This is a genomic window from Candidatus Melainabacteria bacterium, from assembly GCA_016193285.1.
GTDB lineage: Bacteria > Cyanobacteriota > Vampirovibrionia > 2-02-FULL-35-15 > 2-02-FULL-35-15 > JACPSL01.
The window spans coordinates 1-22,504 of sequence record JACPSL010000035.1 but is presented as its reverse complement, the minus strand read 5'-3'; the positions used below and the strand labels follow the sequence as shown (position 1 = coordinate 22,504).

20 protein-coding genes and 1 tRNA gene are annotated in these 22,504 nt (G+C 32.1%); 12 read left to right on the top strand and 9 right to left on the bottom strand.

Annotation, left to right across the window (positions count from 1 at the left end; genetic code table 11):
• Position 1: 1 nt before the first annotated feature.
• On the bottom strand, positions 2-2,473 hold the full coding sequence (locus HYY52_07495; GenBank protein ID MBI2996526.1) for a hypothetical protein: 2,472 nt from the start codon (positions 2,471-2,473) through the stop codon (positions 2-4).
• Here HYY52_07495 and HYY52_07490 point away from each other — a divergent pair.
• Together HYY52_07490 and thpR are read left to right on the top strand one after the other, a co-directional pair.
• Complete coding sequence (locus HYY52_07490; protein ID MBI2996525.1) at positions 2,453-3,904, top strand: hypothetical protein; 1,452 nt, start codon at positions 2,453-2,455, stop codon at positions 3,902-3,904. The two genes, HYY52_07495 and HYY52_07490, sit on opposite strands and share 21 nt — an antisense overlap.
• Positions 3,901-4,422 (top strand): RNA 2',3'-cyclic phosphodiesterase, encoded by a 522-nt coding sequence (gene thpR, locus HYY52_07485; GenBank protein ID MBI2996524.1) that lies wholly within the window; start codon positions 3,901-3,903, stop codon positions 4,420-4,422. The genes HYY52_07490 and thpR overlap by 4 nt, the downstream gene beginning before the upstream one ends.
• Here the strand turns inward: thpR and HYY52_07480 are convergent.
• The 6 genes from HYY52_07480 to HYY52_07455 form a co-directional block, all read right to left on the bottom strand.
• Complete coding sequence (locus tag HYY52_07480; GenBank protein ID MBI2996523.1) at positions 4,406-5,800, bottom strand: TM0106 family RecB-like putative nuclease; 1,395 nt, start codon at positions 5,798-5,800, stop codon at positions 4,406-4,408. The two genes, thpR and HYY52_07480, sit on opposite strands and share 17 nt — an antisense overlap.
• Positions 5,801-5,813: 13 nt before the next feature.
• A complete protein-coding gene (locus HYY52_07475) occupies positions 5,814-5,972 on the bottom strand; it encodes a hypothetical protein (GenBank protein ID MBI2996522.1) in 159 nt (52 codons plus the stop codon).
• Positions 5,951-7,711, bottom strand: a complete 1,761-nt coding sequence (locus HYY52_07470) for a hypothetical protein (protein ID MBI2996521.1) — start codon at positions 7,709-7,711, stop codon at positions 5,951-5,953. Before HYY52_07470 ends, HYY52_07475 begins: the two co-directional genes overlap by 22 nt.
• On the bottom strand, positions 7,708-9,666 hold the full coding sequence (locus tag HYY52_07465) for a TIGR03663 family protein (protein MBI2996520.1): 1,959 nt from the start codon (positions 9,664-9,666) through the stop codon (positions 7,708-7,710). The genes HYY52_07470 and HYY52_07465 overlap by 4 nt, the downstream gene beginning before the upstream one ends.
• Positions 9,667-9,756: 90 nt before the next feature.
• Complete coding sequence (locus HYY52_07460; protein MBI2996519.1) at positions 9,757-9,942, bottom strand: hypothetical protein; 186 nt, start codon at positions 9,940-9,942, stop codon at positions 9,757-9,759.
• 18 nt (positions 9,943-9,960) lie between these two features.
• A complete protein-coding gene (locus HYY52_07455; GenBank protein ID MBI2996518.1) occupies positions 9,961-10,437 on the bottom strand; it encodes a thioredoxin family protein in 477 nt (158 codons plus the stop codon).
• A 135-nt stretch (positions 10,438-10,572) separates the two neighbouring features.
• Here HYY52_07455 and lepB point away from each other — a divergent pair, with 135 nt between their 5' ends.
• Positions 10,573-11,274: a signal peptidase I gene (gene lepB / locus HYY52_07450; GenBank protein ID MBI2996517.1), complete on the top strand. Its 702-nt coding sequence runs from the start codon at positions 10,573-10,575 to the stop codon at positions 11,272-11,274.
• Positions 11,274-12,350 carry an isoprenylcysteine carboxylmethyltransferase family protein gene (locus tag HYY52_07445; GenBank protein MBI2996516.1) on the top strand — a complete coding sequence of 359 codons (1,077 nt, stop codon included), beginning with the start codon at positions 11,274-11,276 and terminating at the stop codon, positions 12,348-12,350. Before lepB ends, HYY52_07445 begins: the two co-directional genes overlap by 1 nt.
• 207 nt (positions 12,351-12,557) lie before the next feature.
• On the opposite strand, the gene HYY52_07440 is transcribed toward HYY52_07445, so the two are convergent.
• A complete protein-coding gene (locus HYY52_07440; protein MBI2996515.1) occupies positions 12,558-13,988 on the bottom strand; it encodes an ATP-binding protein in 1,431 nt (476 codons plus the stop codon).
• Positions 13,989-14,603: 615 nt separating this feature from the next.
• Positions 14,604-14,674 (bottom strand) — tRNA-Gly (locus tag HYY52_07435).
• Positions 14,675-14,842: 168 nt separating this feature from the next.
• Here HYY52_07435 and HYY52_07430 point away from each other — a divergent pair.
• The 8 genes from HYY52_07430 (at position 14,843) to HYY52_07395 (ending at position 22,325) form a co-directional block, all read left to right on the top strand.
• Entirely contained in the window at positions 14,843-15,325 is a 483-nt protein-coding gene (locus HYY52_07430) for a hypothetical protein (GenBank protein MBI2996514.1), read from the top strand.
• 133 nt (positions 15,326-15,458) lie between these two features.
• Positions 15,459-16,208, top strand: coding sequence for a 3-oxoacyl-[acyl-carrier-protein] reductase (fabG, locus tag HYY52_07425; GenBank protein ID MBI2996513.1), 750 nt, complete (start codon positions 15,459-15,461; stop codon positions 16,206-16,208).
• 93 nt (positions 16,209-16,301) lie between these two features.
• Entirely contained in the window at positions 16,302-16,541 is a 240-nt protein-coding gene (gene acpP, locus HYY52_07420; GenBank protein ID MBI2996512.1) for an acyl carrier protein, read from the top strand.
• Positions 16,542-16,613: 72 nt separating this feature from the next.
• Positions 16,614-17,873, top strand: coding sequence for a beta-ketoacyl-ACP synthase II (fabF, locus tag HYY52_07415; GenBank protein ID MBI2996511.1), 1,260 nt, complete (start codon positions 16,614-16,616; stop codon positions 17,871-17,873).
• Between the two features lie 68 nt (positions 17,874-17,941).
• The gene (locus tag HYY52_07410; GenBank protein ID MBI2996510.1) at positions 17,942-19,513 is read left to right on the top strand and encodes a hypothetical protein; all 1,572 of its coding nucleotides are present in this window, start codon (positions 17,942-17,944) and stop codon (positions 19,511-19,513) included.
• A gap of 52 nt (positions 19,514-19,565) precedes the next feature.
• The gene (gene mqnC / locus HYY52_07405) at positions 19,566-20,627 is read left to right on the top strand and encodes a dehypoxanthine futalosine cyclase (GenBank protein MBI2996509.1); all 1,062 of its coding nucleotides are present in this window, start codon (positions 19,566-19,568) and stop codon (positions 20,625-20,627) included.
• A gap of 22 nt (positions 20,628-20,649) precedes the next feature.
• On the top strand, positions 20,650-21,474 hold the full coding sequence (locus HYY52_07400; GenBank protein ID MBI2996508.1) for a TlyA family RNA methyltransferase: 825 nt from the start codon (positions 20,650-20,652) through the stop codon (positions 21,472-21,474).
• Positions 21,471-22,325 (top strand): NAD(+)/NADH kinase, encoded by an 855-nt coding sequence (locus HYY52_07395; GenBank protein MBI2996507.1) that lies wholly within the window; start codon positions 21,471-21,473, stop codon positions 22,323-22,325. Before HYY52_07400 ends, HYY52_07395 begins: the two co-directional genes overlap by 4 nt.
• Positions 22,326-22,504 lie beyond the last annotated feature (179 nt).

Below are 22,504 nucleotides of genomic sequence, written 5' to 3'. Positions count from 1 at the left end.
TTTAAAGTTTAATACCAAAAGTAAGAATCTGATATGGTTTTATTTCAAACTCTAATCGACCTTTTGTTGTTTTTAGAATATTTACTTCTTCTTCATTCAGAGTTAAGAGCTTTACTTCTTTAAAAGTAAAGTTTAAATCAATATATGAATTTAAAATCTTACTAGAAGGATTAAAAAGTCTAAGAACATAAATATCTTCTTCTTCCTCAGATCTTTTTAATGAACTTACAATCAAATCATCTGAAACTTTAATTAGGCTATTTATGTTTAGCGGGGAATTAGACTGATTGCAAATTACAGAGCATCTGTAAATTAATTCTTCTTCTGGTACTTTTGCATTTATCCAGTTTCCTAAATGTGGAAATATTGAATACTTAAATTCTAATTCTCTGTTACATTGTGCTTCAGGTATTTTTATTAAAGAATGAGATTTTACAATGGAAAGTTTGTCTACAGCTCTAATAAGAGTAATGGCAAAACCACCTCCATCCTCATATAATTCATAGTCAGCTAAGCCACTGCCAAAAAATGCAAGACCTACCTCTTCATTACTGTGGTCAATCCAGTTATGTAATGGCTGGGAGGTAGCATAATTTGTCCAGTCTAGAGGTGGGCGTGATCGTTGTAGTGTACCAAAAGGTGTATCTGCACTTAAGTAATTTGTGTTTAGGCCAGTCGGAAAGTGTAATCGGATTCTTTTATTTTTTAAATTGTTTTTAATTTTTGTTTTAAAATCAATTCTATTTGAATTACAATAACAAGTTATTTCAGTAGAGACGCTGCATGCAACGTCTCTATTTTCAATTAGGATTTTTTTTCTAAATTTATTTTCTTCAATTACAGAACTAAACGTCATAGAAACACATTGCGGTGCATCTCTACCAGGCACAAAATTGTATTCATCTCCTAAATCATCTTCAATAGTTAAATAGTGCAAGTTTTCAAACTTAAAGTCACTGTCTTTTAGTGATATGGACAAAGTTCCATCTTTATTGATATGTACGTGTGAGTTCTTTTCTTCGCCGTTTTGCTGTTTCGCCGTTTCGCCGTTTCTTTTCTCCCCAATCTCATAACTACAAATAGAAAATGGCTTAATGTTTGCTTCAAACAATATTTTTACTTTCTGTATAGCCTGTAAACATGGTACATCTTCTTTAGAACGAACCATTTTATATGTGTTTTTACTTTCTAATATTTCACAATCAATTATTTGATTATCTTTTTTTAGTATGGGATTTTTAATTTCTTCCTTATTAAATTCAAGCTCTGCTTCAATGATTTCATTTCTTTCGTAAGCAGTGAGGTTAATCAATTGGAGATATTCATTAGAGCTGAGAGCTGAGAACTGAGAGCTGAAAGCTGAAATAAGATTCTCCTTTATTTTTTCTAAGACCTGATTTACTTTTAAGAACCTTATCTCCATTTCTTTATGTACATCATCTATTGAACAACCACAAATAGAGTCATGTGCATGGTTTTGTATAAGTAGTCTCCATGCATATTTAATCTCGTTATATGGATATTTTATTTTATTATTTATGCTAAGTAATGTTGCAAGCGGCTCTATAATTTTTTCTAATTTTGTTTGTAGCTTGTAATTTTCAAGCTTTAAGTAAACACGAGTAGATAATGTACCAGCAAGGATATATTTATTGTTATCATCTCTTAATTCCCCAAAGCAAATAGGGTAGTTTTCTTTCCCTTTACTTTCTAAGATGTTTTGAATTGCACTTGGCAGAGAATTATGCTTTACTTCCCATTTGTTGTTGTTTTTTTTGTTGTTATTTAGGGTGCTTACAATCTCACTTAAATCTTTTTGAGGGAATAAGTGATCACAGCCGTTCATAAGTAAAATATGTTTTGAGTAAGATGTTTTTCCCTGAGTTTCGTATATTTTTTCTAAATATTTACCTGCATTTTCTTTAGGTATTCTTTGAGCATTGTTATACCAGTGAGTAAGTGATATAGCAGTAATCTGGTCACCATTTAATCCAAACCAGTTGTGTTCACTAATTCCATCTTGTATCCCTCTTCCAACAATTGCAGCATTGATATTAAATCCTTGAAATATTTGAGGTAGTTGTGCAATTTGGCCAAATTGATCAGGACAATATCCTACAAGCATTACTTTTCCGAATTCTTTTGCATCTCTTATTCCATACAGTAAATTTCTAATTGTAGCTTCGCCACTTGTTAAAAATTGATCTGATAAAACATACCATGGTCCTATTAGTAAATTCCCTGAAGTTACAAATTTTTTAATTCTTTCTTTTTTTTCAGGTTTAATCTCCAAATAATCATGCAAAATTATTGTTTGACCGTCTAAATGAAAAATAAAATCCTTGTTTTGTTCTAAAATATCTAAGAGGTTATCAATTAGTTCAACTAATTCAAGTCTAAAAACTTCAAATGGCAAGTACCATTCCCTGTCCCAATGAGTATGTGAAATAATATGAAAAATCGTTTTATTCATGTTGCCTGGCTTACCTTTACAGTTTACTTCATAACTGTTTTTTGTGGATATTTTAATTTTTTATTAGCTTATTTTACAGGGAGAAACTATTTCCCTTTAAGAAGCTATCTCATAACTTTTAGTGACAGTCAGATTAAAAATATAAATGAAATTCAAAAAGGAGTATTTAATTTAGCAGGTTTTAGAGCAGTAATAGAAACAACTATTCCTTACAAAATAATTGATGATGTGTTTTATATATTATTTTCAACACTAATTGTAGTACTTTTTTTTATTGGTTATAAAATAGTCGAGGCAAATAAAATTCCTCAGCTAGAAATTATTAAATGGTCAGTTATTTTCTCAGTCTTAATGACCCTTGCATTGCCTTCTCATTCATCCGATTTGTTTGGCTACATTGCAAGAGGAGGCCAGCAGACTTTATATAGTCATAATCCTTACTTGCAGACAGTAAGTCAAATAAATGAACATAACACCAGTTCATTATTTTTAAATTTTATGTGGCCGAGCCAGCCAACTACTTATGGACCTGTTTTTGTCTATCTTACAAAATTAATTGTTCTTTTGAGCAACAATAATTTTTTTGTTTCCTTTATTAACTTTAAATTATTAAATCTAACTGTTTTTTTTCTACTAGTTTTACTTGTTGTAAAACTAAATAATACAAAGGATATTTATCTTATTGCATGGAATCCTCTTATCTTAATCCAGGGTTTGTGGAATTGTCACAATGATTTAATCTCAGGGTTTTTAATATTTCTTGGTTTGTATCTTTTAATAAAAGAAAAAATGTTTTGGAGTATGTTTTGTTTAACTTTTGCTTGTGGTATTAAATATATTGCCTGTCTGATAATCCCAATATTGTTCTTCTCTAAAAAAGGAATAACTATTAGTTTGTTTGTAGGTTTTTTGTGTGGGCTAATATTAATTCTTATTTTTTCAATTGATTATTTATTTCCAGTGTCTAATCTAAGTCTTACAGCTTTAAATAAAATCGCCAGCAATGTTTCTTTAGTTCATAAATCTTTAATTGCAACAATTCTTACTTGTGTTAAGTACTGTTGTAATTTTCAAATAGAGAACATTTTAAAGTTTTTCTTTTATCTTTGTTTTGCTTTATTTTATCTTTATGTGTTGTTAAAAAGAAGAAAAAATATAATTTTAGATAGCATCCTAGTTTTATTTATATTTCTTAGTTTTGTAATTGCAAAATTTCATTCCTGGTATCTTTTAAATGTTATTGTTTTAATTCCATTTTTAAATTCTGGTAGAGGCGAGGCAACCTCGCCTCTACGATGGTTATTGATTACACTATCAATGTCACATGTTTATGCAATTACCTTTTTAGATCAAGCTAAGATTTTAAATTATGTCTCCATGACACTTTTACCTATATTATTTGTCTTATTTAAACAAAGGAGAAACAAATGAGATTGTTTCTTGGATCATTTTTAAATACTGTGGAAAATATCCCTCTTGAAGAAATCCAGAAATTGTTTGCAGGTAATTTAAAGCTAATAAAAAAAGAAAACATTCATATGACATGGTTATTTTTAGGAGAGGTAAAAGAAGAAAATTTAAATACAGTTATACAAACAGTTGAAAAACATATAAACATTTTTAAAGATTTGGTTTTTAAATCACATGGATTGCGCTTATGGCCAGTAAAGAAAATCCCCAGGTTAATTATTTTAGAAGGTAGCTTAAATAAGAATGTTGATTTAAATAACTTTACAAGTGAGTTAAGAGAGATCTCAAATGTAGATGAAAAAGACAATTTTATTCCTCATATAACAATTGCAAGATTTAAAAAAGATAAAACAATAAACAAAAATACAAAGCTGCTTTGTATAAAAGATTTTTCTTGGGAAATTAAAGAAGTATCTTTAGTCAAAAGTTCTTTAACAAGTGAAGGACCAGTATATGAAAAGATTAAAGAATATCTATGAATGTTTGCACTGGTAAGTTGTTTTCTTTTAAACTAACTAGCCAGTTCTTAATAAAAAGAAGTGCTAAGCAATCATCTTGATTGTATTGAATGCTCATGTCTAAAAATTTTTTATCTCCTGTATCTAAATAGCTGCTGTACCAGCACATTGATTGCATAGCATTTGCTTCTTTATTTTTCCATTTAAACCCAAGCAAATTTGCAATATGTTTTAAGGAATAATTTGTCACTGGCATAATTATGAATTCTTTTATAACTTTTTCTAAATCAACTAGATTTACTTTTGGAATCTTATCCCATTTTGTGTCAAAGATTGTCTGCTCATAGTGCCCATAATGATAAAAAGTATGCTCTAAGTGAGTAGCTAGATATTTTTCAAAATCTAGTAAAAGCTGTTCTTCAGTAGTATTAAGCAACAAACTTAAGTAGCTGTTGCTTTTGTTTTCATATTTTAAAAGCCCAATTAAATAATCTATCCTTTTAAGTTCAGTACCTTTTTCATCCATAATTAGATCGGATTCGAAATCAATAAAAACTTCTTTTTTAGTTTCCTTTAAATCTGGAATTGATTTTAAATAAATCTTTTTTTCTTTTAAAGATTTAGCTTGTAAAATTATTTCTTTAGATATATTGTCATCATTACAACTAGCAAGTTCAGTATAGTTTCTAAGTGAGGCTTTTTCTACATCAGCTTTTATTTTTCTTGTAACTCCAGGTACAAGCGATAAGTGTTTACGTTCTTTTGCTTCAGGCAAACAAAAATTGTACCACTGGCACATATTACAGTTTGAATCTATAAATAAATCAGGGATATCATTAGGGTTACTTAGTATATTTTTACTTTCACTAATTGCACTTGTTATTTGTTTTATGAAGGTATAAAAGTACTTAATTTGAAGATCTAAATCAAGTAACAAAAGTCCACCATAAAGTGGTGTAAATCCTTGTATATCTCCAAGCAAGTAAGCATAACTTGCAAGCTGAAATAAATATCTTTCTCTAGAAGTACTTGCTCCTTTTATATCTACAGGGAAATAATAATAATCCCCTAAGAGTGAATAACCATTTGTCTTTATTAAAAAATCTGGTATCCCTCTAAGTTCATCATTTTTTAAAACTCCTTGATAAATAATATCTGTGCCTTTTTTCATTAAATCTAAAGTTGCATTAAATCCATCTTCATATTTTCCTATTTTGTACCTTGGCTTTTCATACTTGAAAAAATCAGTAACTTTTGATTCATAGTCTCTGCCAATCTTCCAAATTTTCTTTAAAAAATCCACAGGAGCTGATTTTTGTGACTTATCACCAAAATGATTTAAAAATAAAAGCCTTTCACAGCGGTAAAAATTAATTAAATCTGAAACACTTAATTGCAAATTTTACTTCTCTTCATGTTCTAAGCATTATGTTTATGATCTGAAATAAACTCTCAAAGGAACCAATAAAAGGATTAGATCTAGTATCTGCATCATTAGACCATTCTACTGGAAAAGCCACTACTTTGTAATTTTCGTTTCTTGCTCTTCTTAGCATTTCAATATCCCACATAAATTTATCCCAAGGTTCAATTCTAACTTATAAATCTTTCCCCAACTACCTGAAGAAACTAACCTGGCTTTGTCTTCCCATGGCTTTAAGGAAGTTGGATAATTCTGCTCTTCAAACCTACCCCAGAAGATATAATCAACACCAAGCTCTTTAGCAACCTTTTCCCATCCATCTTTACCATTCATTAATTTTTCTACTTTTTCTCTTTGAGAGGTTAAATCAAGTCCATGGCCCCAGATCCAGCCTGGATACCCCATGATAACTTTTCTCCCCCAAAAAAGTAATGGATGATGAGCTCCAGGGTGAGCAGCAAATGTAGCTTCTCTTGGGAGTTTTTGGAGTACAGGAGCAATATTATAAAGCTCACTTAGTTTAAAAATTTCATGCCCTTGTTGCAAACTGCTAGCACCAACTATAGTAATAAAGCCAGAAAAAAATAAAACAAAACAAATAAGGTATTGAAGATATTTCTGTAAATTTTTTATTAGATATTCCCAAAGGAAAGGAAGTAAAATCAAATATGACCACATAAGAAGTTTAATATTATCCCAGTTCGATGGCGCCATCATTACTATGCAAAAAAGAATAAACAAGATAAGAGCAGGGAAAACAAATGCTACTGAGGTTTGATTCATTAAGTCTCTATCTTTATATACTTTTACTACAAGCCTTTTATAAAGCCAGATTACAAGGGGCCAAAATATGCCAAAGTTTAAAATCCAAAACTTAAAAAAGTTATCACTCCCCTGCATCCACCCCCACTTAATATGTACAAATGGTGCTGCATTAAACTCTGTGAGAAAATAGATCAAAAAAATTGCAAGTGGGGCTGAAAAAATAACTAGTCGTGAGATCTTGCTCTGATTGTCTTTAGAAGGAATTGAAAACCAAATTCCAAGGAGCAGTGATAGATAAATAAATGTATGCATATGAAAAAGGGGCATTGAAGAATAAAGTAAAACCTCAATCCAAAAGGGCAATGGAGAAATACGATAAATCGCATTCTTGTTACTAAAAAATCTTTCTCGCCAACTACACAAAAGAACTAAACCAGCAGGTAATGCAAACAGTAAACCTCTTTGAGTAGTAAGCATTGGGAAAAGAATATTTCCCCAGGCAAGACCAGTTTGATAATCAGCAAGAGTAAAATTTTCAAAAAACTTGAAACCAGATAACCCTCCTGCAAACAAAAAACCGCTAAGAGTAAAAGCACGCCCCCACAAAATTAGTGCAAAGCCACAAGCAATACTTGAAAGTAATCCAATCCAAATTAAACTACGGATTACATCTGCACCAAGCGAAACTAAAAGGCCATTGAAAAGATCCATCCCAATTGGGTAGTGGAATTTAACACCAGCATACATCGGGTTTTCAGGCCAAAATGAAATCCCATTTGCTAAGTACTGAATGTATCCAATATGTAAAGGAGCATCACCTAAATTATGTTTTGATAAAACTTTTAAGCTATCTCCATTCTTATAAACAAGCCAAAGAAAAGATCTTAATGAAATAAGCACATATACAGAAATCGCCGCCCATGACCAAAAACCAAAATCTTTTACCTTAAGCCCTGAACTTAAGTTTGAACACTTAAAAAGAATAAATATAGCTGTAATTAATCCAGTCAAAAGACCAATGAAACTAATTTCTTTAGTAAGTTTATGAAAAATAAGTGCTAGCAAGACACTGACAATGGATGACATTGCAATGCTTGATAAATAAGCAATAAACCACTTCATTGATTAAGCGACCTTTCATTAAATCTTAGTTGATTTGCTGGTACTAAGTGTTCAACTCCACTTGCATCTTTCCAAAGTAATTTAACAGTTGCACCTCCGCCAATATCATAATATCCAATCCTTATTTTTCTCCAACCACTTATACCAGTTACAACAGCACTTTTTGATACCGTTGGATGGGGCCCAGGATCATCAATAATTCTATTACCATCAATTTCTACATAGCCTCCATCATCAGTAGCTAATATTAAAGTTGTTCCTGCTTGTGGGATATTTATTTCTCCAATAAATTGAATTCCAAAAGGTGCTTGTATAGGTTTGTCTTCAACAATATTAGCTACTCCCCAGTAAAAGTCAATTGTACCTACCTGCTTTTTAATTTGTGGTTCTCCTGTCAATTCTTTATTAGGATAGAAAAGTGCAAGAAGCCCTTGTCCAGGAGGGATAGGTTCTTTTGGTTTTGGTATAAATTCTGGTTCTCTGCCTGGAAAAATATCTTTAAACCTATCATAGCTTAAATAAAGTTTTGACGGGCCTTGTGTACTTTTTAGCCTGAATGTTTCTGTAAAGTATTCTCTTTCAAGCTTCTCCTCTACCTCATTGATCCTTTTGCTTTCCACAAGCAAAAAGTCAGCGTTGTAATTATTTGGAATTCTAGAACCAAAATAACCAACTTGGGAAAAATCACTAAGTATCCAAGGAAGAGGCCATGAATCTGGCAGCATTATGATGCCTGCTAAGCTATAGCGAGAAATATCTAGTTTGAATAAAGGATCTGTAAACTTTTTAATATCATTATAAGTCTGGACATAAACATATGGTTCTTTGTCGCTTGAATGATTTATGAAACTTAATTTATAGCTAGTTATTCCTGAGTTAAGAAAAAGTCCTACACATACAAGAGTTGCTAATCCTCCCCAGGATGTTTTCATGAGATAATTAATTAAATTACCAAAGGCAAAATAAAAGGGCCATAAAAAATTAACGATGAGCCATGGGGTTTTGTAAGGGATGAGACTATACGCTAAAAATAAACACAATCCATAAATTGAAACAAACTTAAGCCATCTGCTTGAGAATATTATGCACAAAATAGATGAAGCAAGTCCTAACAAAGCTGTCCACTCATATCTTGACATTAAAGTTATCCAAAAGAAAAATGGCTTAGCATGCCTGCCTTGAGTACTTGTAGCAACGCAGTAATGGAATGTTTTGCACAACTCCAAAATACCACTCCAATTGAAAAAGGTTCCTGAATAGAAAAATATAATTAAGCCCAAACTACAACCAATAGCTAGACTTAAATCTTTCCAGGTCCAGCTCTGTTTAGCTGGAGGATTTTCTCTTGATGGAACAGCTTTTTCATAGAGGAATAAGAAAAATATAGCTAAAATAAAGCAACTCAAATTTATAACAAAGGTTTCTTTTGTAAGTATCATCCCTGTAAGACCAAGACTTATAGCCCAAATATACTTTTTTGTCCCGTAATGCCAAAGCCCCATCACACCCCAAAAAATTAGAACGTCAAAAAAGCTCAAATACAAATCCATAACTGTACCTCGAGAAAAATAACCATATGCTGGTGAGAGCAACATGCATAAAGCAACAATCAAGCAGGTAGTTTGGCCAAAAAATTGCCTAAAGAGTAGTAACCAATAAATAGTAAGTATCCCTATCAAAACAATTGGTGTACGAAGTGCGTATAAATTGTGACCAAATAGTGTTTGGGAAATAAACCCCATGTAATAAGTAAGAGGCCCATGATATGTGGGATTATACTTGTAGAAACCATTAACTTCTATGTGCTTTACGAATGAGCCGATTGTTCCTTCATCATGGTGAGGTGGCTTTATATCTAAAAGAAAGAAGCGAAAAAAAATGGCTGCTGCAAGGATGATTACTACTTTATAATCAAGATGCTTAAAGATTTTTATGCTTAAAATCCGACGAAGCATTATGTATTAATTTTACAGCAAAACTTTTTATATGTGATATTTTTTGTTATAGAGACCTCGCTTTATTTTCTCTAATTCTCCAATCTCTAATTACTTCCCTAGCCTGCGGTGGAAAGCATTAAATGATTGAGGAGGTCCACCTTTAAATTTATTTGGGTTTGAAAATTGTTGAAATGGTTTAGGTGGCGGAGGTTGAAATCCTTTTTTCTTGCTTTCTGTATTTATTTTGTCCTGAGAATTATCTTTTTGACGTTTTTGATCTTTGTTTGCTGACATTTTTATAATCCTTTTAAATTAATTATACAAAGCCTTCTCTTTTGTCTTAGCATCCTGGATAGCAGCTTTGTACTCTTCTAGTTCAGTATTGTTTTGAAAGATTGAAACTATTTCACTAGAAGTAGGTACTATTATGCCTACTGTAGATGTCTTGCTTTTATTTGCATCATAAAACTTGTCAATTTTTAATTCTTTTGCTTTTTTTGCTGCTTCTTTAGCTTTTGAAGGAGTAGAAACATCAAGCTGGACAAGATCAATATTAGGTCCTTCTTTTGCAAGTTGATCAAGTGTAGGCTGAATATTTTTACAAGCAGGACACCAACTTGCAAAGATCTCTGCAACAATTATTTTCTTTTCTGCTTTTTCACTTACTTGGGCAGGTTGTGTTTTTGCTTGTTCCTTTTTTTTCTTAAAAAAGAAAGCTTCAGATGAATCATTCAAAGTAACACTCATTAAAGAAAAAAACATTAAAAGAATAGTTATTGTTTTAAACATTTATAAGCCTCCTAATAAACACAACCAATATTATATCTCTAGTAGATAATTTCTTTTATTTTATGCAACAATTAATTTAAATATCTGTCTCATATTTAGTAAGAGCTAAAAATATTTGGAGAATAATTTGAGAGAATGAAAGAAAAGCTTTATGGCTTTATAAAAGAAACAGTAGAGTTAGTAGTTGTAACACTAATACTTTTAATTATTATTAGACAAGGTTTTATTGAAGCCAGATATATTCCAAGCGAATCAATGGTCCCTACTTTAAAAGTCAATGATAGGTTGATTGTTGAAAAAGTAACTAAGAATTTAAGACTCTTAGGTTTTAAATTCCCAATTAAAAGAGGAGATATTTTAGTTTTTTATCCACCAAAAGAAGCAAATAAAGGAAAAGATTTACATTATGATCCTTTAAGTTTATTTGCAAGGTGGACAGGACTACCTTTTTTACCACAAGACGATGCATACATAAAAAGAGTAATTGGACTTCCTGGAGATCACATTGAAATCAGAAAAGAAGAAGGAGTTTATATAAATGGGAATTTATTAAATGAGCAATATATAAATGAAGTCACTAAATATGATTGCACAGATTTAATAAACATCGAGGTATATAAAAAACAAGGCAAGTCAGGTAAAATAATAGCTCCAAAAGGACATTACTTTTTAATGGGGGACAATAGAAACAAAAGCCAGGACAGCCATATTTGGGGTTTCTTGCCAGAAAATAGAATTATTGGAAGAGCTGCTGTTATTGTCTGGAGAAGATTAAAAGATAAACCAGTCTTATTAGAAGATATTGAAAGATTTTTTGAGATTAAAAAAGAATTTTAATGACATTAAACAAGACAACTTATGTAAGAGACATTTATAAACCAATAAAAAGTTTTGGTCAGTCAGTGTTTTGGCGATTTGCAAGTCTTTGGCTATTAGTAAGTTTGTTTTATTTCTTATACAACTCTCATCCGTACTATTTAAATCCAGACTTTAACAATGCAAGAGGTTTAATGCAAAAAGCTTATTTTATTTTTTGTCTTTTAGCATTGCCTTATACGTGGTTTACCTTGAAGTTTAATTATAGATTTAAAGATGACTTTAAAGATCCAACAATCATATTTTTTGTTCTTTTAAAAAGAATTGGTTTAATGGTTGCAACAAGAGATCCATCTCAAATTGCAGGATTGTTTAAAGTAAAAAGATTTAATAATTTTTGTTTAACTTGCCTTGTAAAAGGTTTTTTCTTGCCACTTATGACAATGTTTATGTTTCATCATGTTACAACTGTCCAAAGCTTAGTAAGCAGAATTGCCACTCCAATGGAAGGAATACAGCTTGCTCACTGGTTCTTAGACCTTATTTATAATTCGCTTTTTATTGTTGATACTGGAGTTGCACTTGTAGGATATGGGCTTGAATTAAAATGGCTAGGTAATAAAACAAAATCTGTTGAACCTACAATGTTTGGTTGGGCAGTTGCACTAATGTGTTATCCGCCATTTAACCGTATTAGCGGTGATTATTTCCCACTTATGGACAGACAGGATTTATTTATTGAGTTTACAGAAGAGCAAAAGATTTTTATAAGAATAATAATTGTTTTACTTTACGTAGTATTTGTCTGGGCAACAATTGCACTTGGTGTCAGATTTAGTAATCTAAGCAATAAAGGAATTGTAGATCGTGGACCATATAGATTTATAAGACATCCAGCTTATGCATCTAAAAATATTGCTTGGTGGTTTGAACATCTTCAATATATGAAAGGCTTTCACAATGTCTTATTTTTATGTTGTTGGAATTTGGTTTATACTATTCGTGCAATTACAGAAGAAAGACATTTAATGAAAGATCCTGAATACAAAGCTTACTGTAAAAAAGTTAAGTACAGATTTATACCAGGGCTAATTTAGGTAAGTTTTTTTATAATCTGGACTCAAAGAGGAAGAACCTGTAACCTCAAGGAATATTTATAATTTACTCTATAAAAAGAATATTATTAAGTTTCTAATTGGGCTATATTAACATTCCAGACTTGGCTCCTGCTGCATGATTTACCCACGAGTGCTCTTCACTATTGTTTATCTATCCTTGAGTGATTCGTAGAGTTCACCTAATAACTACTGCCTTTCTGCTTGCCCTAACAAATACAAGAACAAAAACGCTGGTATTTTTAGAATCTTTGTACCAGATGGTAAAGTCTCAACATCATAATCACCAACTGATTTTGTAACTAAAAACCCCGTTCTAGGTTTTTCTTCTTCACAAAAACTATACAAACCCAGATTTTTTTCTATAGATACTTTTTCGCGATATTTCACTTCAACAGGTAACAAATTTCCATTAAAATTAATAATAAGATCAACTTCATGATCTGTTTTCTTTTTCTTCCAATAACCGATCGGAGGCTTACTAGGATAGTAAAAAGTGTATAAATGCTTAAATACAGAGGTTTCAACATTTATACCCATTTCTTGAGGGTTAGAAAAAATCTCTTCTCCCTTTAAAAGCACAGCATTTCTGATTGCAGCATCTGCTAAGTATATTTTAGTTCTTGGTTTTAAAGATTTTTTACCACCAATATTAATTGGGTTTAGTCTGTAGATCAAATTAGCAGACTCCAGGCAATTTAGGTGAGATTGAACTGTAGATTTATTCAATCCAAGCTCACTACATAATTTTGTAATCTCAGTAATTCCACCAGTATTAATGCATAGATAAATAAACAAGCGCTCAATGTCTATAACATTGCGAATTTTATATAATGCCGTCATATCTCTTTTAAGAACCTTGTCAACAATATCTTCTCTTAGCAACTTTTGAGCTAATGAAGAGTCACTCATTAAAGCAGTTTCTGGAAAACCACCAAGCAAAAGATATTGATTAAAACTATTTATTAGCTCAGCACATTTGTTCATAATGTCCATTCGGTCATTTTTTTTCATATTAATTAGCTTAGAAGGTATGAGCTCAGGATCAATTGCTGGTGTATTGAGCTTTTTAATTTTCAAATATTCATAAAAAGAAAGTGTCGGCATTGTTACAGTAACCCATCTGCCAACACCTGATTCTTTACCTTTATTATTAACTTCAAGACTTGCTGAGCCAGTAGCTACAATCTTAGTATTTAGCTTAAAATCAACATAAATTTTTAACCAGCTCCCCCAATCAGATGCATACTGGATTTCATCTAAAAATAAAAACAGTTTCTTAGGTTCAGCTTGAACGTTTTGATGATAAACATCCAAAATTTTATCAAGAGTAACAAGCTTAAGAATTGGATGATCTAAGCTTAAATAAAGAACATTTTTACTGTCGATTCCGACTTGAGTTATTAAGTAGTCAATCAACTGATGAAGTAAAATTGTTTTGCCAACTCTTCTAGCACCTGACAATATTATTGCTCTCTTAAATTCTTTCTCATCAATATATCTTCTAACTTCACCAAAAGCTGTTCTTTTAAAGTCTTCAGAATTTACCTGTGAATTGGCCCACCACAGATTAAATCCTCTTATGACTTGTAATATTTCAGCCTCTCCAACAAAAGCCATTTTTTATCCTTTTATCCTTCCATTAAGGATATTATACCATCCTTTTTAATACACCTAAAAGGATAGTACACTATCCTTTTAGACCACCAAAAAGATGACTTTTTAAATCATTTTAGCTGTATTCCTATAAAAATCTGACCTCAGGTACAAAGTGAGAACCAAAGTTATTAACTATAAGGAGACTGTCGGTTTAGCCCATTCAGACAATTAACATCTCAAAAATTAAGCAAGTTTACTTTAGCCGGAGTGATTAACTCCAGTTTTCTATATAATACCGTTTGTGGAAATTAATCCAACACTTTCTGTCATTGCGAGCCGAGTGAAACGAGGCGTGGCAATCTCCTAACGTTTTGGAGATTCCCACGTCGCTCTGCTCCTCGGAATGACGTGATATGTTGGTTTATTTTTCACGTTTGGTATAATTTTTCCTCTATGAAAGAAAGAGTATAGATTTAAGTTGTGCTTTTCGCATAAATTATTCCAGTAGGATATTTAAGTTGGTTTTTGAAAAATAATTTCTTTGGTTTGTAGCTTTTATATTTTTTATTTGCTCTTGTTCTTAAAGAAAGTAAAATAAACTGCAATCTTTTTTTTGAAGAAATTAAAAATGAACTTAGCGGACGAAGGGAATCGAACCCTCAACAAAAGCTTGGAAGGCTTTGGTTTTACCATTAAACTACATCCGCAATTCTAGCGGCTAGCTGAGGCTTAAAACATGGCTAAAAATCAGAATTCGTCAATTTTAATTACCAATCCCTTATTATACCCTAATTAAAAATTCAAAGATAGTTAAAGAAATTATAAAAAAAATGCAGAATTTCTTCTTAAGCATTTAAAATATAATATATTTTTATATGAGTAGAATTGCAACAATCATTCTGGCACAAAATAAAAATTTGCCTGGTTCAAAGAAGCTACACTGGAGCTTTTTCTCAAGAGAGTTAAATAAGAAAGCTCTTGATATTGAAGTCTACGAAAGAACAGATCCTGTAAGGTATATGAAATATGGAAATAACTTGTATGGTGAAAAGAAACCCACATACTCGGTTGTTAATACAGCGGGAATAAAATTTGAATTTACAAGAAACTTTGGAGATTCGCAGCTGCGATCAGCAGAGAAACTTTTCTTAAGAGAGGCTAGAGTATGGCATCCGCGTGTAATATTTTTTGAAGCTCCAGCTCTTGATACACCAGACACAGAAGAACAAATAATACTTAATAAATTAGCTACTCACTATAAGTTATTTGTAGAAGCTGGAATAGCAACGGTTTCAACCTGTGAGGAAAATGTCCTGAGGGAAATTCTAAAGCTGTTAGAATTGATTAGAAACACTTAATTTAATAAGGAATTTAGAGCAGTTAAATTAAGCATAATTGTAATTACTATTGCTCGGATAAAAATTAGATGCTAGGTTAGAGTAATTACTGCTGGAGGATTTTATGTCAACTCAAACACTTTCGGAGGCAAAAATGTCCCATCATGATTTATTAAAAGATCAAATTGCTATCGTTACAGGCTCAGGTCGCGGGATTGGTTTAGCTATTGCTAAAAAACTTGCAAGTGCCGGCGCAACAGCAATTATTACAGATATTACACAAGAATCTGCTGACAGCGGAGCAAAAGAACTTAAAGATGCAGGACTAAAAGCACATTCAGTTCTTTGTAATGTGACAGATGTCTCCAGTGTTGAAAAAATGACAGAAGAAGTAATAAGCAAATTTGGGAAAGTAGATATTTTAGTGAATAATGCAGGCATTACCAAAGACACTTTGCTTATGCGGATGAAGCTTGAGGAATGGAATGCTGTTATAGAAACAAATTTAACTAGTGTTTTTAAAGTTACGCAGTCAGTAATAAAACATATGTCAAAAGCTAATTTTGGACGCATTGTAAATATTGCAAGTGTAATTGGGATGCATGGCAATTTTGGACAAGCAAATTATGCTGCATCAAAAGGTGGTGTAATAGCACTTACAAAAACAATTGCAAAAGAATATGCTTCAAGAAATATTACTTGCAATGCAATTGCACCAGGTTTTATAGATACACCAATGACTCAAAAGTTAAAACCAGAAATTAAGGAACAATATTTAAAATTTATTCCGCTTGCTCGTTTTGGACAGCCTGAAGATGTTGCTGAAGCAGCTTTTTACTTTTGTACTGGTGGTTCTTATGTAACAGGCCAAGTTATAGTAGTAGACGGTGGTATGTTCATGTAAGGAATTATGTAAATGCGTTTTCTTGAAAGATATTCTGTGATATCCTTTTCCAGAGTTATAGGTTAACATCACGGGGGAGATATGACTAAAGTTATGGATCGAACAGAAGCAATGGAAAGAGTAAAAAAAGTAGTAAGCTCACAATTAAGTGTAGATTCAAAAGAAGTTACCGAGTCAGCAAGTTTTACTGGAGATTTAGGTGCAGATTCGCTTGATACAGTTGAATTAGTGATGGCATTTGAAGAAGAGTTTGGTGTTGAAATACCAGATGAAGAGGCAGAAAAAATTACAACTGTAGGACAAGCAGTTGATTATATTGTTTCCCATTCTTAAAGAATTTATTTTTCCACAGGTTAATAGTAGGGGCGTTTTGCAAAACGCCCCTGCACTGGTATATTAAGAGGCATGAAAAAGAAAGTTGTAATTACTGGAATGGGTTTAATTTGTTCTTTAGGTGAAAGTAAAGAAGAATTATGGAACAACCTTATAGGTGGAAAATCCGGAATATCAAAGATGGATTTTTTCCCTGAAGTAAAAACCTCAAAAGATATTTGTCGTGTTGGTGCTGTATGTAATGATTTTAAGCCTGAATTATATCTTGATCTAAAGGTAATTAGAAGAACAGATAGATTTATTCAGTTAGCTTTAAGTGCTTCAATAAATGCAATTAAAGATGCAAATTTTGACATGGTAAATTATCCACATCCTGAAAGAATTGGGGTAGTTGTTGGAAGTGCTGCAGGTGGCATTTTAACAATAATTGAACAACACAATATTTTAAAAGCTAAAGGGCCTACTAAAGTAAGTCCTTTTACAATTCCATCAATGATTGCAAATATGCCAGCAGGTTATATATCTATTTACCACAGTGCAAAAGGTCCTGTAACTTGTACTGTTACTGCTTGTGCAACTAGTACAAATTGCATTGGTGATGCATTTAAGATTATTCAGACAGGTAATGCAGATGTTGTTTTTGCAGGCGGGTGTGAAGCACCTCTAACCGGTGTTAGTGTTGCAGCATTTGGTGCAGCACGAACTCTATCTACTTCATTTAATGATGAACCAGAAAAATCTTCCAGACCATTTGATAAGGATAGAGATGGTTTTGTAATGGGTGAAGGTGCGGGGATTTTAATACTAGAAGAAATGGAACATGCTAAAGCAAGAGGAGCAAAGATTTATTGCGAGTTAGCAGGTTTTGGTGCTACATCCGATGCTTCAGATATTGTTTCTCCATCACCAGATGGTGATGGAGCTGCAAGAGCAATTAAACTTGCAATTGAAGATGCAAATTCTTCACCTGAAGAGATTGACTATATAAATGCTCATGCTACAAGTACAATTGTTGGTGATATTGTTGAAGTAGTTGCTATAAAACGAGTATTTGGCAATCGTGCAAAAAAAGGACTTTTACCTGTAAGTTCTACTAAGTCAATGCACGGACATTTGCTTGGTGCAACTGGTGCTATTGAAGCTATAGCATGTGTTATGGCATTGCAAACAAATATAATTCCTCCTACAACTAACATTGATAACCCGGATCCTCAGTGTGATTTGGACTTTGTCCCTCATAAGGCAAGAAAAGTAAATGACTTGAATCTTGTAATTTCAAACTCATTTGGTTTTGGCGGACATAATGCGTGTTTGGTGTTTAGGAGAATTTAAGTTGCTTTGTGGCCCATTAAAAAAATATCCAAAATATTATGATTAACTTAATATTTTAGAATTTCTTAATGTTTACTCAAAATCTTTTTCTTTATAATGATGGAGTTATGAGAATAAAAAGAAATGCTAGCGATAGCTTGCTTAGGAAACTTCTATCTCCTGTTACAGTTCCCGTCTGGCGTTTATGTGATAGAACTGCTACATTTCTTCAAACAGTAGCATTAGAATACGGTCTAGAGATAGCTTCACAACAGGGTGAAACTAATCGAACTAAAGACAGGAAAACACCTGTTGTAAGCAACTTGGTTTCTGGTTTGGATTATAGGACTCTTGAAGATAGCTGTCCTACTACCTCAAGCTTTAGTAAAGCTTTATTCCTTGCAGGTCAAAGTGTAAGAAGAATAACTAGTGTTGCTTTAAAATTAGCAAATGAATTATCTACTGACAAAGAACAAAAGGCTCTTCTGGGATACAGTAATTTATGCAGGTTTGCTACTGAAGAATTAAAACCTGCATTAATTGAATATGTAAAATCTGGTTCTAAGAATTCTCAAGCTTTAGAAACCGTGCTAAACTCAAACATTTTTTTTGTAAAAAGAAATCCAAGAGAGTTACTTGATACGTGCAATAAAGAAATAGATTCATTTGATATACAAGCAAATCCTCTATTAAATGCTTCTTTCTTAATAGCTACTTTAAATTCCCAGTTATTGTCTTTAAATCATTTGGCATTAATACCCAATGGACACGGAATGCCCAGGGATGAAGATCTTCTCCAAGCTATGACTCCTACAGATTATATAGATAATTTAATGCCTGCTCTTGTTATTGGAACCCAAATTTATTCAATTGCTGGATGTCAAGTCCCAGCATATTTTCATATTCCATTGAATGATGATGTTGTTTCTTCTTTGGTAGGTAATTATAATCCAATGTCATTAGAGACAAGCGTGAATTTATTACAGCTGTTAAGGGTTCAAAGTGAAGAGAAGAAAAATATAGAGATTTATAAAAAAGATCCAGCATTTGATAATTTTGTAAGAATTCAAGAAGGAATTGCACAGGATTATGATCCAGCAACAATATATTATTATGAGGTTTGTGCCACCCTCATTGAAGAATTACAACATGCTCAGGATAGTAGTAGATGTCCACCCGATGAAACTCAAACAGATAGTAGGTTTACTGATGGCTTAACAAAAGATGAAAGTACTTTAAGATATTTTCATAGTAAAGTACCAGGTTATTTAAATTTTACAGGTCCATCTAAAAAAAAACCTCAGCTAATAAAAAAAGCAGATGCAGACAGAATTATTAAGGAGCTTTCTGGAAATATAGCAAGAATAGCTTTAATTAAAGATCCTAGGTTTGGGCTAAAATCTATTTATGCGAATTGTACTTCGCTGGATTCTGATGTTATTTACATAATGTCGCACCTTCTAATCGCTGGTCTTTGGGTTGATTCAATTTTCCCTGAAAAAAAGCAAAATACATTTGGAACTGATCTTTGGAAACAGCAATCTCCCATAAGAAGAATTATGGAGAAATTTAACAATGGAGAGAACGTATTATTACCATTGATGACTAAATTAAATAACAAAGAATTGAAATTTCCCATAGAACTTATTGCAAAACTATAATGTCATTTGAGTCTATGATTTTAGATGTTCAAATACAGATATAATAATTTCTATGCTGAACAAACGCTTTACAAAAGAAGAAATATTAAATCTTTACTTGAATACTGATCTTTTAAAACTTGGAGATCTGGCAGATCAAATTAGACAAAAGTACCACTCTAATTCAAAACCAGTTACATTTGTAATTGACAGAAATATAAATTACACAAATGTTTGTACAGCAGCTTGTAGGTTTTGTGCATTTGCATTTTGGCCTGGGGATAAGAGAGGGTATGTAAATTCTTATGACGTTATTTATGAAAAAACAAAAGAGCTTGTTGATTTAAAAGGAACACAACTTTTACTTCAAGGAGGCCATAACCCCAAGTTAAAAATTGAATATTATGAAGATCTTTTTAGAAAGCTAAAAAAAGATTTTCCAAGCGTTACTTTGCATGCTCTTTCACCACCAGAGATTGATCATATTTGTAATGTTTCTAATCTAAGTATAGAAGCTGCTTTAAAGAGACTTATAAATGCAGGCTTAAATTCAATTCCTGGAGGTGGAGCAGAAATATTAGTTGATAGAGTGAGAAACAAAATTAGCCCGCTAAAAATAAAATCTGGTCGCTGGCTTGAAGTTATGGAAGCAGCACATAAATTGGGTTTGAAGACTACAGCAACTATGATGTTTGGGCATGTTGAAACACTTGAAGAAAGAATAGAGCATATGGAAAAAATTAGAAATCTTCAAGATAAATATTCTGGTTTTACAGCATTTATTTTGTGGACATTTCAAAAAGAGAATAATCCATTAGGTAGAGATGTTGCATGCAACGCCTCTACAAATGTTGATTATTTAAAAACTCTTGCAACTTCAAGAATATTTTTAGACAACATTGTTAATATCCAATCCTCATGGGTTACACAAGGAATTAAAATTGGACAATTAGCACTAAGTTTTGGTGCTAATGATATGAGTGGAACAATGCTTGAAGAAAATGTTGTAAGTGCTGCTGGGACTTCACATAAAGTCTCAATTGACGAAATTATCCATGCAATTCATGCAGCTGGTAAAGATGCTGCTCAAAGAGATACACAGTATAATGTTTTAAAGGTTATTCCAAGATTGTAATATGCCTTCCAAAAAACCTAAAATGCGATTGGACACATTGCTTTTAGAAAAGCAATATTTCCCTTCTCGCGAACAAGCACGCTCTGCAATAATTCAAGGAGCAATTTTAGTTAATAAGGATAAAATTATAAAACCAGGGACATTTATAGATCCAGCTTCTGAAATTACAGTTTTATTTACTACAAATCCTTACGTAGGTAGAGGCGGGATTAAACTAGAAGGTGCTCTTGGATATTTTGAAATTAATGTAGTTGACAAAATATGTTTTGATGTTGGAACTTCAATTGGAGGATTTACAGACTGTTTTTTAAAAAGAGGTGCAAAAAAAGTTTATGCAGTAGATGTAGGCTACGGACAATTTGATTATTCTCTAAGAAAAGATCCAAGAGTAGTTTTATTTGAAAGAACTAATGTTCGTTACTTGATGGCAGAAAAAGTTTATAACTTAAGAGAGCCAAAAGCTACAATTTGTGCTGTGGATTTATCTTTTATATCACTTTCTAAAGTATTTAAACCAATTATTGATCTTGTTGAATGTAGTGATGAAACACATATCCTGACTTTGTTTAAACCACAGTTTGAAGCATTAAAAAGTGAGGTTGGCAAAGGAGGTATCATTAAAGATAAAAGAATACATCAGGCATTACTATTAGGTTATATGGAAAATATTTCTAACCTAGGTTTGTATACACGTGGTATTGCTTCTTCACCTATTACTGGTCAAGCTGGTAATATTGAGTTTTGGTTTGATATAACATTTAATGAGAGCGATCAAGAACTGGTTGGTGAAGAAACAATACAACATGTTATTGATGAAGCACACAAAAAATTCAGCGAAATAAAATGACTGAAGGACAAAAAATAAAAAAAGTAGGATTAATTTACAATGCAAGTTGGGATGAAAATCTTGAAGTTATTAAAAAAATTGACAAATTCTTACACGAAAAAAACATAAACACATGGATTGGTAAAACTTCTGTTGAAGATAGTAATTTAAATCTATTAAATGAATTGTTAGATTTCGCACTTGTTTTAGGAGGAGATGGAACTCTCTTAGGAGCAAGCAGAGTACTTGCTCCAAAAGGAATACCAATCTTTGGAATAAATACAGGCCATCTTGGTTTCTTGACACAAACCAGTAATAAAGATGTTTTAGAGTTTGTTGAAAAAGTTTTAAATAATGAGTATAAGATAGAAGAAAGAACAATGCTTTCTGGATATATTGATAACCAAGGTCCTTTGTTTGCACTTAATGATATTGTTATTAACCGTGGCACAAGTTATAAGATGATCCATATAGCACTCAGTGTAGATGGCAAACCTGTTGCTGATTACATTGCAGATGGATTAATAATATCTACTCCAACAGGTTCAACAGCTTATGCTCTCTCAGCTGGTGGAGCTGTTATGGATCCTGAAATACATGGGATTGAGATTGTACCAATTTGTGCGCACACTCTTACAAGCAGACCACATATAATCTCTGACAACAAAACCATAATGATTACATTTAATCGTCCTCATGAAGATGCACTCTTACAATTAGATGGTCAAGAAGCTTTTAATATTAAAGATGGCACAAAAATTAAAATAAAGAGAGCTACTCACACTGCAAAGTTAATGAGATTACCCGGGAAAGAAAATGATTTTTACTCAGTAATTAGAAAGAAATTTCACTGGGGACTTACAACATATTAGAAGTAACAGGTTCCTTATCCCTGCCATTTGCTTGAAGATTCGCAAGTTTAAAACTTAACAATTAATTTTTTTCGTAGAATGCAGAATTGGGATCAAATAAAGCATTTTAGGTCTGAAAAATAGATTTTTCTGTAGGCCATTTGAAATAACCATATTGAGGAATTACTGGAAAATAAAGA

Coding starts and splice junctions, on each gene's coding strand:
- HYY52_07490 (MBI2996525.1), top strand. CDS start 2,453: ATGAAAAATCGTTTTATTCATGTTGCCTGGCTTACCTTTACAGTTTAC.
- HYY52_07495 (MBI2996526.1), bottom strand. CDS start 2,473: ATGAATAAAACGATTTTTCATATTATTTCACATACTCATTGGGACAGG.
- thpR (MBI2996524.1), top strand. CDS start 3,901: ATGAGATTGTTTCTTGGATCATTTTTAAATACTGTGGAAAATATCCCT.
- HYY52_07475 (MBI2996522.1), bottom strand. CDS start 5,972: ATGTGGGATATTGAAATGCTAAGAAGAGCAAGAAACGAAAATTACAAA.
- HYY52_07470 (MBI2996521.1), bottom strand. CDS start 7,711: ATGAAGTGGTTTATTGCTTATTTATCAAGCATTGCAATGTCATCCATT.
- HYY52_07465 (MBI2996520.1), bottom strand. CDS start 9,666: ATGCTTCGTCGGATTTTAAGCATAAAAATCTTTAAGCATCTTGATTAT.
- HYY52_07460 (MBI2996519.1), bottom strand. CDS start 9,942: ATGTCAGCAAACAAAGATCAAAAACGTCAAAAAGATAATTCTCAGGAC.
- HYY52_07455 (MBI2996518.1), bottom strand. CDS start 10,437: ATGTTTAAAACAATAACTATTCTTTTAATGTTTTTTTCTTTAATGAGT.
- lepB (MBI2996517.1), top strand. CDS start 10,573: ATGAAAGAAAAGCTTTATGGCTTTATAAAAGAAACAGTAGAGTTAGTA.
- HYY52_07445 (MBI2996516.1), top strand. CDS start 11,274: ATGACATTAAACAAGACAACTTATGTAAGAGACATTTATAAACCAATA.
- HYY52_07440 (MBI2996515.1), bottom strand. CDS start 13,988: ATGGCTTTTGTTGGAGAGGCTGAAATATTACAAGTCATAAGAGGATTT.
- HYY52_07430 (MBI2996514.1), top strand. CDS start 14,843: ATGAGTAGAATTGCAACAATCATTCTGGCACAAAATAAAAATTTGCCT.
- fabG (MBI2996513.1), top strand. CDS start 15,459: ATGTCCCATCATGATTTATTAAAAGATCAAATTGCTATCGTTACAGGC.
- acpP (MBI2996512.1), top strand. CDS start 16,302: ATGGATCGAACAGAAGCAATGGAAAGAGTAAAAAAAGTAGTAAGCTCA.
- fabF (MBI2996511.1), top strand. CDS start 16,614: ATGAAAAAGAAAGTTGTAATTACTGGAATGGGTTTAATTTGTTCTTTA.
- HYY52_07410 (MBI2996510.1), top strand. CDS start 17,942: ATGTTTACTCAAAATCTTTTTCTTTATAATGATGGAGTTATGAGAATA.
- mqnC (MBI2996509.1), top strand. CDS start 19,566: ATGCTGAACAAACGCTTTACAAAAGAAGAAATATTAAATCTTTACTTG.
- HYY52_07400 (MBI2996508.1), top strand. CDS start 20,650: ATGCGATTGGACACATTGCTTTTAGAAAAGCAATATTTCCCTTCTCGC.
- HYY52_07395 (MBI2996507.1), top strand. CDS start 21,471: ATGACTGAAGGACAAAAAATAAAAAAAGTAGGATTAATTTACAATGCA.